The organism is Pseudooceanicola sp. DL12 (genome assembly GCF_056270665.1).
The window spans coordinates 1,008,873-1,022,071 of record NZ_CM149884.1 but is presented as its reverse complement, the minus strand read 5'-3'; the positions used below and the strand labels follow the sequence as shown (position 1 = coordinate 1,022,071).

13 protein-coding genes are annotated in these 13,199 nt (G+C 65.9%); 5 read left to right on the top strand and 8 right to left on the bottom strand.

Annotated features, from left to right (window positions below; translation table 11 throughout):
• Window positions 1-34 precede the first annotated feature (34 nt).
• From AC0WR5_RS04765 to AC0WR5_RS04745, 5 genes are all read right to left on the bottom strand, one after another.
• Entirely contained in the window at window positions 35-2,056 is a 2,022-nt protein-coding gene (locus tag AC0WR5_RS04765) for a M3 family metallopeptidase (RefSeq protein WP_475867369.1), read from the bottom strand.
• Entirely contained in the window at window positions 2,053-3,117 is a 1,065-nt protein-coding gene (locus AC0WR5_RS04760; RefSeq protein WP_475867368.1) for a HesA/MoeB/ThiF family protein, read from the bottom strand. Before AC0WR5_RS04760 ends, AC0WR5_RS04765 begins: the two co-directional genes overlap by 4 nt.
• An 8-nt stretch (window positions 3,118-3,125) precedes the next feature.
• Window positions 3,126-3,581: a dUTP diphosphatase gene (gene dut / locus AC0WR5_RS04755; protein ID WP_475867366.1), complete on the bottom strand. Its 456-nt coding sequence runs from the start codon at window positions 3,579-3,581 to the stop codon at window positions 3,126-3,128.
• Between the two features lie 42 nt (window positions 3,582-3,623).
• The gene (gene coaBC, locus AC0WR5_RS04750; protein WP_475867364.1) at window positions 3,624-4,823 is read right to left on the bottom strand and encodes a bifunctional phosphopantothenoylcysteine decarboxylase/phosphopantothenate--cysteine ligase CoaBC; all 1,200 of its coding nucleotides are present in this window, start codon (window positions 4,821-4,823) and stop codon (window positions 3,624-3,626) included.
• Between the two features lie 84 nt (window positions 4,824-4,907).
• Complete coding sequence (locus AC0WR5_RS04745; protein ID WP_475867362.1) at window positions 4,908-5,786, bottom strand: RNA polymerase factor sigma-32; 879 nt, start codon at window positions 5,784-5,786, stop codon at window positions 4,908-4,910.
• A gap of 126 nt (window positions 5,787-5,912) precedes the next feature.
• Between AC0WR5_RS04745 and AC0WR5_RS04740 the strand changes: the two genes are divergently transcribed.
• From AC0WR5_RS04740 to AC0WR5_RS04725, 4 genes are all read left to right on the top strand, one after another.
• Window positions 5,913-6,425 carry a bifunctional adenosylcobinamide kinase/adenosylcobinamide-phosphate guanylyltransferase gene (locus AC0WR5_RS04740; RefSeq protein ID WP_475867361.1) on the top strand — a complete coding sequence of 171 codons (513 nt, stop codon included), beginning with the start codon at window positions 5,913-5,915 and terminating at the stop codon, window positions 6,423-6,425.
• Entirely contained in the window at window positions 6,422-6,997 is a 576-nt protein-coding gene (locus tag AC0WR5_RS04735) for a histidine phosphatase family protein (protein WP_475867359.1), read from the top strand. Before AC0WR5_RS04740 ends, AC0WR5_RS04735 begins: the two co-directional genes overlap by 4 nt.
• Before the next feature lie 84 nt (window positions 6,998-7,081).
• Entirely contained in the window at window positions 7,082-7,954 is an 873-nt protein-coding gene (locus AC0WR5_RS04730) for a glutathione S-transferase C-terminal domain-containing protein (RefSeq protein ID WP_475867357.1), read from the top strand.
• 69 nt (window positions 7,955-8,023) lie between these two features.
• Window positions 8,024-9,538 carry a YifB family Mg chelatase-like AAA ATPase gene (locus AC0WR5_RS04725; protein ID WP_475867356.1) on the top strand — a complete coding sequence of 505 codons (1,515 nt, stop codon included), beginning with the start codon at window positions 8,024-8,026 and terminating at the stop codon, window positions 9,536-9,538.
• 10 nt (window positions 9,539-9,548) lie between these two features.
• On the opposite strand, the gene gshB is transcribed toward AC0WR5_RS04725, so the two are convergent.
• The 3 genes from gshB to rsmI form a co-directional block, all read right to left on the bottom strand.
• Window positions 9,549-10,484 (bottom strand): glutathione synthase, encoded by a 936-nt coding sequence (gene gshB, locus AC0WR5_RS04720; protein ID WP_475867354.1) that lies wholly within the window; start codon window positions 10,482-10,484, stop codon window positions 9,549-9,551.
• A 69-nt stretch (window positions 10,485-10,553) separates the two neighbouring features.
• Entirely contained in the window at window positions 10,554-10,862 is a 309-nt protein-coding gene (locus AC0WR5_RS04715) for a YraN family protein (protein WP_475867353.1), read from the bottom strand.
• 86 nt (window positions 10,863-10,948) lie between these two features.
• Entirely contained in the window at window positions 10,949-11,809 is an 861-nt protein-coding gene (rsmI, locus tag AC0WR5_RS04710) for a 16S rRNA (cytidine(1402)-2'-O)-methyltransferase (protein ID WP_475867352.1), read from the bottom strand.
• A 235-nt stretch (window positions 11,810-12,044) separates the two neighbouring features.
• Here rsmI and AC0WR5_RS04705 point away from each other — a divergent pair, with 235 nt between their 5' ends.
• Window positions 12,045-13,169: a penicillin-binding protein activator gene (locus tag AC0WR5_RS04705; RefSeq protein ID WP_475868884.1), complete on the top strand. Its 1,125-nt coding sequence runs from the start codon at window positions 12,045-12,047 to the stop codon at window positions 13,167-13,169.
• Window positions 13,170-13,199: the final 30 nt, after the last annotated feature.

Below are 13,199 nucleotides of genomic sequence, written 5' to 3'. Positions count from 1 at the left end.
GGGCCCTCTTCGTTTCAGGCATACCTGATGCGTGTCAGCTTGCGGCAAGACCCCGGCCCTTGAGCAGGGCACCGACCCCGGGCATGCGTCCGCGGAACCGGGTATAGAGCTCATCCGCCTCGACCGAGCCGCCCTTCGAGAGGATGTTCTCCTCCAGGGATTTGGCGGTGGCAGGGTCAAAGGCGCTGCCGGCCTCCTCGAAGGCCTCGAAGGCGTCGGCGTCCATCACCTCTGACCACATGTAGCTGTAGTACCCGGAGGAATAGCCGTCGCCCGAGAAGACATGGGCGAAATGCGGCGTGGCATGACGCATGACGATGGCTTCGGGCATGCCGAGGCCCTGCAGGATCTCGTCCTGCTTCTGCATCGGGTCCACCGGCGCCGGGCCATCGTGAAATTCCAGATCGACCAGCGCCGAGGCCACGTATTCCACCGTCTGGAACCCCATGTCGTAGGTCGCGGCACCCAGAACCTTGTTCAGCATTTCCTCGGGCATCGGCTCGCCCGTCTCGACATGGGTCGCGAATTTCTGGAGCACCTCGGGCACTTCCAGCCAGTGCTCGTAGAGCTGGCTGGGCAGCTCCACGAAATCGCGGCTGACCGAGGTGCCCGACACGCGCTCGAAGGTCACATCCGAGAGCATCTGGTGCAGGGCATGACCGAACTCGTGGAAAAGGGTGCGCGCATCATCATAGGAGAGCAGAGCGGGCTTTCCCGGCGCGGGTTTGGAGAAGTTGCAGACGTTCACCACGATGGGAGCCTGGACCCTGGGCAGGCGGGCCTGCGACCGGATGGCAGAACACCAGGCGCCGGACCGTTTCGAGCCGCGGGCGAAGTAATCGCCAATGAAGAGCGCCACATGGGCGCCGTCGCGCGTGACCTCCCAGGTGCGGCAGTCGGGGTGGTAATTGGCCACCTCGACCGGCGTGAATTCGAGGCCGAAGAGCCGGTTGGCGCAGTCGAAGGCCGCCTCGATCATCCGGTCGAGCTGCAGATAGGGCTTCAGCGCCGTCTCGTCGATGTCATGCAGTTCCTTGCGGCGCTTCTCGGAATAATAACGCCAGTCCCAGGGCTTGAAGGCTCCGTTGTAACCATCGGCCGAGAGCATCTTCTGCAGGGCGTCCTGATCGGCAAGGGCAGCGGCGCGGGCCGGGGCCCAGACCTGCATCAGCAGCTCGCGCACCTTGTCGGGCGTACCGGCCATCTCGGTTTCGAGCTTGAAGGCAGCAAAGTTGGAATAGCCCAGGAGCTTTGCCCGCTCCTCGCGCAGGTCGAGGATTTCCTTAACGATGGCGCGGTTGTCGGTCTCGCCCCCCATCTCGCCCCGGCTGGCCCAGGCAGAGAAGGCCATTTCGCGCAGGGCACGATCAGGCGAGAATTGCAGGAAGGGTACGATCAGCGACCGCGACAGGGTAATCACCGGGCCCTTGCCGCGCTCCTCGCCGGCCGCGCGGGCCGCGTTGACCAGGAACTCGGGCAGCCCCTCGAGCTGATCCTCGGTCAGCTCCATGAACCAGTCCCGCTCGTCGGCCAGCAGGTGCTGGGTGAACTGGGTCCCAAGTTCGGCCAAGCGGCCCATGATCTGCTTCATCCGCGCGGCCTGATCGCCTTCGAGCGCCGCACCGGCCCGCACGAAGCCTCGATGCGCGAGATAGAGCACGCGCATCTGGTCGGCGTCGAGGCCGAGGCTCTCCCGCGTCTCCCAGAGTTGGGAAATACGGGCAAAGAGCGCCTTGTTGGCATGAATGTCGGAAAAATGTGCGGCGAGTTTCGGCGAGAACTCCCGTTGCAGGGCTTCGCGGGCGGGCGTGCTGTCGGCGCCGGCAAGGGCAAAGAAGGGCGCCAGGACCTTCTCAAGGTCCTCGCCCGACCCCTCGTAGGCGAGGATGGTGTTCTCGAAGTTGGGCGCCTCGGGATTGTCGGCAATCGCTGCGATCTCGGCCGAGTGGCTCTTCAGCGCCTCATCGAGTGCCGGGGCGAAATCCTCGTCGCTGATCCGGTCGAAGGGCGGCAGGTCAAAGGGAGTGTTCCACTCGGACAGAAGCGGGTTTGTCATGCGTTTACCTCGTGGCTTGCGCCGCAGACTGGGCAGTCGGGGCGCGGTTTCATCGCGATCTTGCGGGTCTCGCCCCAGAGCGCGTCATAGATCATCATCTCCCCCAGCAGCGGCTGGCCGGCGCCGGTGATCAGCTTGACGGCCTCGACCGCCATCATCGTGCCGATCACCCCGGGCAGGGGCGAGAGCACCCCCGCCTCGGCACAGCTGGGCGCAAGGCCCGGCGCCGGTGCCTGTGGAAAGATGCACTGATAACATGGGGTGCCTTTCAGGGGATGAAAGACCGACACCTGTCCCTCCCACTGCGACAGGGCTCCGCTGACGAGCGGCTTTCCCGCGGCCACGGCCGTGGCATTGGAGAGGTAGCGCGTCTCGAAATTGTCGGTGCCATCGAGGATCACGTCGTAATCCTCGAAAAGGTCGGCCGCGATTTCCTCGCTCAGGCGTCGCTTATAGGGACGGACGGTGATGAAGGGGTTCTGCGCCAGCATGGCCTCGGCGGCGGATTGCACCTTGGGACGACCGATGTCGGCGTCGCCATGGATCACCTGGCGCTGCAGGTTCGAGCCCTCGACGGTGTCGTCGTCGATCACACCGATGGTGCCAACGCCGGCGGCCGCGAGATAGAGCAACGCGGGCGAGCCCAGCCCCCCTGCCCCGACCACCAGCACCCGCGCCTCCTTCAGCGCCTTTTGTCCCGGCCCGCCCAATTCCCGCAGCATTATATGGCGCGAGTAACGGCCCAGTTCGGAATCCGAGAAGAGAAGAGCACCGGCGGCATCCCCAGCATCTCTGGCTGGCAGCGCGGCGGCACGATGGCGCAGGAGCTGAAGCCCCTGGCGATAGAGCAACACCAACGCCACAGCCCCGCCGAGGATCAGCCAGGGCGCCGGCCCGCCCCCGAGCGCGCCGCGCACCGGAGTGCCCGGTGGCAGGGCGAACTGACCGGTCAGGATGAGCACATAGCCCGCCAGCAGAACCAGCGCCCGGGCCTGCCGGGACACGCCCATGCGCCCCCCGATCCACCAGAGCGCCACCGCGAAGAGGAGGACCCAGCCCATCCCGCCCGTCACCGCCGCCCGGTCGATCCGAAACCGCCCTCGCCCCGTTCGGTGGCATCCAGGCTCTCGACCAGATCGAAGCGCGCCTGAATGACGGGCGCCACGAGCATCTGGGCGATGCGGTCACCGTGCGCAATGGCAAAGGCCTCGGCACCGGCATTCAGGACGATGATGCCGAGCGGACCACGATAGTCGCTGTCGATGGTGCCGGGAGAATTCGGCAAGGTGATGCCATGCTTGAGCGCAAGCCCCGAGCGCGGGCGCACCTGCACCTCGTAGCCTTCGGGGATCGCCATGCGCAGCCCGGTCGGGATCAGCACCCGCCCGCCCGGCTCCAGCGTCACCGAACCGCGGTCGGTGAAATTCGCCCGCAGGTCCGCCCCCGCCGCGCCGCTGCTTTCATAGCGCGGCAGGCCGAGCGCAGGATCGGCGCCCTCGTCCCAGATCATCCGGATCGGAATCATCGGCTTCCTTTCATCTTTCCCAAAATACACATGGCCCGGCCCTCAGCCCCGGCGCAGCGCCTCGGCGATGCGTGCCGCCAGACGGGTCGCGACCTCGCCCTTGGACATGCGCGGCCAATCCTCTGCCCCGGTGTCCGAGATCAACGTCACCGCGTTCTCGCTGCCACCCATGATCCCGGTCGCAGGGCTGACGTCGTTCGCAACGATCCAGTCGCATCCCTTGCGGGTCCGTTTCGCGGTGGCATGGGCGATCACGTCGTCCGTCTCGGCGGCAAAGCCCACGACCAGACCCGGGCGCCCACTCTCCATCTGTGACACACTCGCCAGGATGTCAGGGTTCTCGGCGAACTCCAGGACCGGCAGCGCGCCTTTCTGCTTCTTGATCTTGGATCCGCTGGCACTTGCCACGCGCCAGTCGGCCACGGCGGCAGCGAAGACCGCGGCGTCTGCCGGAAGTGCCGCCTGCACGGCCTCGAGCATCTGTTGCGCCGTCTCAACGGCAACAACCTCTACGCCCTCGGGAGGCGGCACATCCGCAGGCCCGGTGACGAAGGTCACCTCGGCACCGAGACGCGCCAGAGCGCCGGCGATCGCCGTACCCTGCGCCCCGGAGGAGCGGTTGGCGATATAGCGCACCGGATCGATGGGTTCATGGGTCGGCCCGGAGGTGACCAGCACGTGACGCCCCTTGAGCGGGCCCTCTGCAAAGTGCATTTCGATGGCGGCCAGGATCTGTTCCGGTTCCGACATGCGCCCGGGGCCATGTTCGCCACAGGCCATGTCACCCTGATCGGGACCGATGAACAGGATGCCGTCGTCACGCAGCTGGTCTGCGTTGCGCTGCGTCGCCGGGTTCAGCCACATGCGCACGTTCATTGCCGGCGCAAGCAGAACCGGCGTGTCGGTCGCCAGCAGAAGCGTGGAGGCAAGATCATCGGCCAGCCCACCGGCCATGCGCGCCATCAGGTTGGCCGTGGCCGGCGCCACAACGATCAGATCGGCAGACCGGGAAAGCTGGATGTGACCCATCTCGGCCTCGTCCGTCAGATCGAAAAGATCGGTATAGACCTTTTCCCCCGCAAGGGAGGAGACCGTCAGAGGGGTCACGAATTGCGTGGCAGCCAATGTCATCACCGGCGTCACGGCGGCCCCGCGCGACCGCAGCAGGCGGATCAGGGCGGGGCACTTGTAGGCGGCGATCCCGCCACCGATGATCAGCAAGATACGTTTGCCCGCCAGCATGGCCGCCCTCTTCCGCGCCGTTTCGTCCGGCAGAGACTAGAGCGCCAGCGCCGGGGGCACAAGCGATGGCGAAACGGACCGGTGTCAGTGAAGCAGCGCTTCGGCCTCCGCGCCCTGCGCCTGAAGGGTCTTGCGCATCTTGAGGAATGCAGCGGCCTCGAGCTGACGCACGCGCTCCTTCGAAAGACCCAGCTCGGAGCCGAGGCTTTCGAGGGTCCGCGGGCGGTCCCGCAACTTGCGTTCGCGCACGATCATCTGCTCGCGGTCATTGAGAGAAGACAGAGCCGAGGCGAGCCACTTGCGAAGCGCGGTCACGTCGTGGTCCTCGGCCACGCGTTCCTCGGTGCCGGGACCATCGTCTTCCAGCGTTTCGATCCACTCGCGGCCTTCCTCGTCGGTCGACTGCGTGGCGTTGAGAGAGTAGTCGGAGCCCGAAAGACGCCCCTCCATCATCTCGACATCCCGAAGCGGCACGCCGATCTCCATCGCGATCAGCTGACGCAGCTGATCGCCGTCGAGCTGTTCGCCACGGCTGGAGGCCTCGCGCTCAAGGCGCGCCTGCACGCGGCGCATGTTGAAGAAGAGCGATTTTTGCGCCGAGGTCGACCCCGTCCGGACAAGAGACCAGTTGCGCATGACATAATCTTGGATAGAGGCCTTGATCCACCAGACCGCATAGGTCGAGAAGCGGACGCCGCGATCCGGATCGAACTTGTCGGCGGCCTTCATCAGGCCGAGCCCCGCTTCCTGGATCAGGTCGTTCATCGGGGCGCCGTAGCGCCGATACTTGGAGGCCATGGATATGGCCAGCCGCATGTAGGCGTTCACCAGCCGATGCAGGGCCTGGGTGTCGCGCTGATCGCGCCAGGCGTAGGCAAGGGCCAGCTCCGTCTCGGCGTCGAGAAGCTCTGCCTTCATCGCGCGTCGCGTCATGGTGCTGCCGGATTGATCGGAATATGCCATCAAAATTTCCCCGTTTAAATCGCGCCTGAACGTCTCGCATGGGCGTGGACCGCACCATTTGATTTGGCTTTTTCATGAGCTATACGCGCGAGACCCCGTTTGGGTTTCATGGGAGGACGAAAAAAGATGGATCGGTTCAGGGTGCTCGTCCTCGGCGGGGCGGCTTCGGGCAAGTCGGAGTTTGCCGAGAACATCGTTGAAAACATGGGCTCCGAGCGCCTCTACCTTGCGAGCGCAGAGGCTCGTGACGCCGAAATGCGGGAAAAGGTGCGCGTGCACGCCGCACGCCGCGGGAAAGGGTGGCGCGTCATAGAGGCGCCGCTCGATCCGTCGGCTGCGCTGCAGGACCCATTGCCTGTCCTGTTCGATTGCGCCACGATGTGGCTGACCAATCATCTGCTGGCCGGCTCCGACCTTGCCGCGGCTCAGGAAGCTCTGCTGGCCGCGATCGATGCCTGTCCGGGACCGGTCGTGACGGTGACCAACGAGGTCGGCCAGGGGATCGTGCCGGAACATGCCCTGTCGCGGCAGTTCCGCGAAGCGCAGGGACGCCTGAACATCGCGCTGGCCCGGCAGGCGGATTGCGTCGTGCAGGTCATTGCCGGGTTGCCCAACGTGCTGAAAGGAGATCTGCCATGAGCCGCCTGTTCCTGATCCGCCATGGACCGACCCACGCCAAGGCCATGGTCGGCTGGTCGGACGTGCCGGCCGATCTGACCGACAGCGCCCGCATAGCGGCGCTCTGCGCGCATCTGCCGGCAAATGCGCGCCTCGTCTCCTCGGATCTGATCCGCACGCGGAGCACCGCGGATGCCCTGCAAGGCCCCGGGCACCGGCGGCTGCCGGACCAGCCCGGCCTGAGGGAGATCCATTTCGGCGACTGGGAGCTGAAGACGGCCGCGGATATCGAGCTGAGCCATCCCGATACTTCGCGTGCCTTCTGGACGGATCCCGGCCCTGTAGCCGCGCCGGGCGGCGAAAGCTGGGACCAGATGGCCGACCGCGTCTCCGAAACGCTCGAGCGGCTGGCGAATGCGGACGAGGACCTGATTGTTGTGGCCCATTTCGCGGTCATCCTGTCTCAGATTGCCCGAGCACAGGGGGTACCGCCGCGCGAGGTGCTCTGCCACAAGATCGAACCGCTCTCCGTCACGACGCTGGAAGTGTCCGAGCGCGATCGCAGGGTCAGCACAATAAATCAAATTTTGTGATGTATTTTGTACGAAATATCATTTATTTTGATATTTTTATTTTGCTAACCTCGAGCAAGATCCGATCCTGCCAGGAGGTGCAGAATGACCTACGACCTGTTCATCGGTGACCGAGCCTTTTCCAGCTGGTCGTTGCGCGGCTGGCTGATGTTCGAGAAATTCGGTCTTCCGGTCAAGACACATATGACTGCCCTCTACGGCGGCGATTTCCTCGGGTCTCTTGCCGGGCTCGAGCCGGCCCGGCTGGTGCCCGTGATCCGCACCCCGGAAGGGATCGTGATTGGCGAGACACTGGCCATCGCAGAGACGCTTGCCGAGCGACACCCTGAAGCCGGTCTTTGGCCGCAAGCAGCGGGCGCACGCGCTGCCGCGCGGTGGCTCGTCTCGGAAATGCACGCGGGGTTCTCTGCCTTGCGCGGGACCTGCCCGATGCAGCTTCTCTGGCAATACGACGGGTTCGAAACCACGGCCGACGTGCAGGCGGACCTGGCGCGCATCGACGACCTGTTTGCCCATGCCGAACGCAATCGGACAGAGGACGGCCCCTGGCTGTTCGGCCGATATTCCCTGGCCGACGTTTTCTATGCCCCGGTCGCGGCGCGTATCGCAGGCTATGACCTGCAGGTCAGCCCACGGCTGGAACGCTACACGAAGCTGACACTGGCAGATACCGCTTTCCGGCGCTGGCGCGCACTCGGCCTGACGGTCAGCTATGATCCCGTGCCCTATGTGCGCGATCTGCCGCGGCGCGCCTGGCCCGGGCCTGCCGCCCTGCCCGCCCGCGCAGTCGCCAGCGGGACGGCGATCAACCCAGCCTGTCCCTATTCCGGCAAGGCGATCACTGACCTGGCCGATATCGATGGCAAGGTCATCGGCTTCTGCAACCCGACCTGCCGGGACAAGACGGTGAACGATGCCGCCGCATGGCCACAGGTCATGCAGTTGCTCGGGGCCTGATGGGCCGCGTTAACCGACGGGTAAGACCTCTGCCGTTAACCATGCTCTTCATGCAGGGAGAGCAGGAGCATGGTTCTTCGGACCTACACGGTGGCCTTTCACGGAGCCGAAGCGGCGCCGGTTGAAGTACAATGCGCCCTGTCACCTGGGGTGCCGGGCATTTCGATCGTCGGCCTGGCCGACAAAGCCGTGTCGGAGGCAAAGGAACGGGTGCGCGCCGCCCTCGCGACCATGCGCATCGCGCTGCCGTCGCAACGCATCACGATCAATCTTTCGCCTGCGGACATGCCGAAGGCGGGCAGCCACTATGACCTGCCCATCGCCCTGTCCATCCTGGCAGCGCTGAAGGTTATCCCGGCGGACGCGGCCGAGGAGCACACCGCGCTCGGCGAGCTGTCGCTGGACGGCAAACTGGTGCCCGTTGCCGGGGCCCTGCCGGCGGCGGTGGCCGCCGCGACCGAGGGACGTGGCCTGCTCTGCCCGTCCGGCAGCGCCGCCGAGGCCGCCTGGGTCGAAGCCACGAGCGTGATCGGCGCGGCGACGCTCTCGGAGCTGGTGCGACACCTGACCGGTCAATTCCCGCTGTCGCCCGCCATCCCGGGCGAAATTGGCGCGCGGCGCGACACCAGATGCCTGCGCGACGTCAAGGGGCAGGAGCGCGCCAAGCGCGTGCTGGAGATTGCCGCCGCCGGCCGTCACCACCTGCTGATGAGCGGCGCGCCGGGCACGGGAAAATCGATGCTGGCGAAACGGATGCCGGGGTTGCTGCCCGACCTGACGGCCCGGGAAGCGCTTGAAACCGCGATGATCCATTCCGTCTCGGGGCTGTTGAAAGGCAATGGCATCAGTCGCGAGAGACCATTCCGCGAACCGCACCACACCGCCTCGACCGCGGCCATCGTGGGCGGCGGCCGCGCGGCCCTGCCGGGAGAGGCGAGCCTTGCGCATAACGGTGTGCTCTTCATGGACGAATTGCCCGAGTTCGCCCCCGCAGTCCTGGAAACCCTGCGCCAACCCATGGAAACTGGCGAGGTGATGGTCTCCCGGGCCAATGCCCACGTCAGCTACCCCTGCCGTTTCCTTCTGCTGGCGGCCGCCAATCCCTGTCGCTGCGGGTACCTGGCCGATGCCAGCCGCGCCTGCAGCCAAGCGCCACGCTGCAGCCAGAAGTACCTGGGCAAGATTTCAGGCCCGATGATGGACCGCTTCGATCTACGGATCGAGGTGCCGGAACTGTCGCACCGGGATCTTTCTATGCCGCCATCGGGGGACAGCTCGGAGACCGTGCGCGCCCGTGTGACCCGGGCACGGAACCTGCAGGCGCGGCGCTATGAGGGGATCGAGGGGGTGGCGCTGAATGCCGACCTGCATGGCCGGATCCTGGAGACCTTCGCCCGGCCAGACGAGGCGGGCCGCGAGATGCTGGGCCAGGCAGCGGATCGCTGGGGACTGTCTGCACGGGGCTTTCACCGGATCCTGCGCGTGGCGCGCACCATTGCCGATCTCGCCGAGAGCCCGGAGATCCAGCGCCCCCATGTGGCGGAGGCGCTGAGCTATCGTATCGTGAGCTTGCAGATGGCCTAGACCAAAGGCCTCAGGCGCGCTTTGCCTCGATGGCTTCCCATATCCTTGCGGCGATGTTCACGTCGTCGAAGCGCTCGAGCTCCTGGATGCCGGTGGGCGAAGTCACGTTGATCTCGGTCAGGTAGTCGCCGATTACGTCGATGCCGACGAAGACCTGTCCGCGTTCCTTGAGGATCGGGCCGATCGTGGCGCAGATCTCGAGATCGCGCTCGGTCAGGGCGACCTTCTCGGGACGGCCGCCGACATGCATGTTCGATCGTGTCTCGCCCTCGGCCGGCACGCGGTTGATTGCACCGACAGGTTCGCCGTCGACGAGGATGACACGCTTGTCGCCCTTCGTCACCGCCGGCAGGTACTTCTGCACGATCAGCGGCTCACGCGAGAACCCCGTGAAGAGTTCATGCAACGACGACAGGTTGCGGTCCGCCTCGGTCAGGCGGAAGACACCGGCCCCGCCGTTGCCGTAGAGCGGTTTCAGGATTACGTCGCCATGGCGGTCCTTGAAGGCACGGATCGTCGCCAGGTCGCGCGCGATGGTCGTGGGCGGCGTCAACTGCGGGAAGTTCAGGACCAGCAGCTTTTCGGGAAAGTTACGCACCCAGAAGGGATCGTTGACCACGAGTGTCTTGGGATGGATCCGCTCCAGCAGATGCGTGGTGGTGATGTAGAACATGTCGAAGGGTGGGTCCTGGCGGAGCCAGACCACGTCGAAATCCTGCAGGTCGACCTCGACCTCCTCGCCGAGGATCGCGTGGTTGCCCTCGACCCGCTGCACCTTGAGGGACTGACCGCGGGCCATGATCCGGCCTTCCTGGTAGGAGAGCTTGTCGGGCGTGTAGTAGAATAGCTCATGACCACGCGCCTGTGCCTCTTCCGCGATACGGAAAGTGCTGTCGGCGTTGATGTTGATGGGCCCGATGGGGTCCATCTGAAAGGCGATTTTCATGACAGGGAACTCCTGGAAGCCGTCTTGCCCTTGGTGATGGCCCATCCGGCGCCCGGGTGCAATGGCCGGTCAGGCGGTCATGCTCACATTCTCGATCACCTGCACGATGCCCTGCCCGTCCACCAGGGCCACGTCGAAACGCATCTCGACAAGGGCCCCCGGTGCCTTCTGGGCCGCGTAGAGTTCACCGGCGCGCATGACCCTGTGCAGCTGGTCCCAGCCCACGCGCTGCGCGGCGAGATCATGGGTGCGCGCGGCCTTGACCTCGACAAAGAGAAACCCGCCGTCGCGCGTGAAGATGAGATCGACCTCGGCATTTGCGCCACGCCAACGGCTGTCGGCGAGGCTCCAGCCGAGCCGGGTATAGTGCCGCTCCACGGAACCTTCCGCGGCCAGGCCGGACTGATAGGCCGTGCGGCCCCGATGCTGCCGGGGCGTCTGCGTCTCTCTGCCCCCTGCCGGCATCAGCCGTCCTTTCCCATCTTGAGCGCCATCTGGTAGACCTTGCGCCGCGGCAATCCGAATTCGGCGGCAACCTCGTCCGAGGCATCGCGCACGGACAGCCGCCCGAGTGCCTGTTTCAGGTGCCCTTCTAGGTCCGATTCGCTAATATCCGACTTAGATGCGCGGCCGATCAGCAGCACGATCTCGCCCCGGGGGGGATCCGTCTCGCAGGAGGCCGCGAGTTCAGCCAGGGTGCCGCGCCGGACCTCCTCGAAGCGTTTGGTCAGTTCGCGGCAGAGCGCCGCGGGACGATCGGCGCCAAGGATGTCCGCCGCCGCCTGCAGGGCCGCCGCCACACGGTTCGGGGATTCGTAGAGCACCAGCGTGGCCGGGATATCTTTGAGTTCCAGCAGGAAACTGCGCCGCGTGCCCCCGGCATTCGGCAGGAAGCCGGCGAAATGGAAGCGATCAGTGGGCAGGCCGCCGATCGAAAGCGCGGTGATCACGGCAGAAGGCCCGGGCGCCGAGGTGACGGGCAGGCCGGCTTCGCGCACGTCATGAGCGAGGTCATAGCCGGGATCGGCGATCAGGGGCGTGCCTGCTTCGGAGGCATAGGCGACGGATTTTCCGGCGGCGATATCACGCAGCAGACGCGGCCGCACCTTGCCCCCGTTGTGATCATGGTAGGCCACCAGCGGCCGGTCGCCGATCGGAATTCCATGAATTTCCATGAGGCGGCGCAGCGAGCGTGTGTCCTCGGCGGCCAGCACATCCGCACTTGCAAGCGTATCGAGAGCCCTCAGCGTGATGTCACGGGCGGTGCCGATGGGCACGGCCACAAGGTAGAGGCCGGCCGCCAGTTTCGTGCTTTCGGCAATCATGGGTGGACCCTTCAAACGATGCGTCTATTATTTCCCGGGAAGCGAAGCCCTGCCGGACAGATGCCACTGAGGGCAGTCGCCGGTGGCCTGAACCGAGGAGACGTCCATGTTCGCTCTTTTGAGCGCCGCCCGCAAGGCGCTGACCGGCACCACGACGACCGCAGCCCCCGCAGCGGGCGCCCGCCACGACAGCGCCCGTCACAGCAGCGCCCGTCACGACAGCGCCCGTCGCCGTATGCTGCTGGCCCTGCCCGCCGCAGGCCTGGTTGCCGCCTGCCAGCCGATGACCACTGGCGGCGGTGGCCCCTCCGTCGACGCCAGCAAACCGGTTCCTGTTGCCCTGCTGGTTCCGCAGGGCTCCGGCAACTCCGGTGACGCGGTACTGTCAACCAGCCTGATCAACTCGGCCCGCCTGGCCGCAGCAGAGCTGAACGGCGTGCAGATCGACCTGCGCATCTACGACACCAAGGGTGATCCGCAGGAGACGGCGAACGTCACCCAGGCCGCCATCGCCGAAGGTGCCAAGATCATCCTCGGCCCAGTCTATGCCGCTAACGCCAATGCCGCCGGCCGCGTGGCCGCGCAGCACCGCATCAACGTGCTTGCCTTCTCGAACAACCCCAGTATCGCGGGCGGCAACGTCTTCATCCTGGGCCCGACCTTCCAGAATACCGCAAACCGCATGACCAGCTATGCCGTGTCGCAGAACAAGAACCGCATCGTCGTGGTGCGCAGCGACAACGCGGAGGGCGAGGCAGGCAACGCCGCCATCCAGCAGGCCGCGAACAGCTATGGCGCGACGATCACCGCCTCGGTGCCCTACCAGTTCTCGCAGCAGGGCGTGGTCGACTCGCTGCCGCAGATCACCTCTGCTGCCGGCAACGGCAATGCCGATGCGCTGTTCCTGACGGCCAATACCGCCGGCGCCCTGCCGCTCTACTCCCAGATGCTGGGGGACAACGGCCTGGGCGGCGACGCGATCCAGTACATCGGCCTGACCCGCTGGGACGTGCCCTCGCAGACACTGGACCTGCCCGGCCTGCAAGGCGGCTGGTTCGCCCTGCCCGATCCCAACATGACCGCTCAGTTCAACGCCCGGTACCAGGCCGCATATGGCAGTGCCCCGCACCCCATCGGCGGGCTCGCCTTTGATGGTGTCGCCGCAGTGGGCGCACTGGTGCGGGAGGGCGACGCGCTGAGCACCGGCGCCCTGACACAGCCCGCGGGGTTCCAGGGTGTGGGCGGCGTGTTCCGTTTCCTGCCCGATGGGACCAATGAACGCGGCATGGCAGTTGCAAGCATCAACAATCATCAGGTAGTGGTGATCGACCCCGCGCCGACCAGCTTTGCCGGGTTCTGAGACGGGGGCCCCGCGCGGGGCCCCGACATC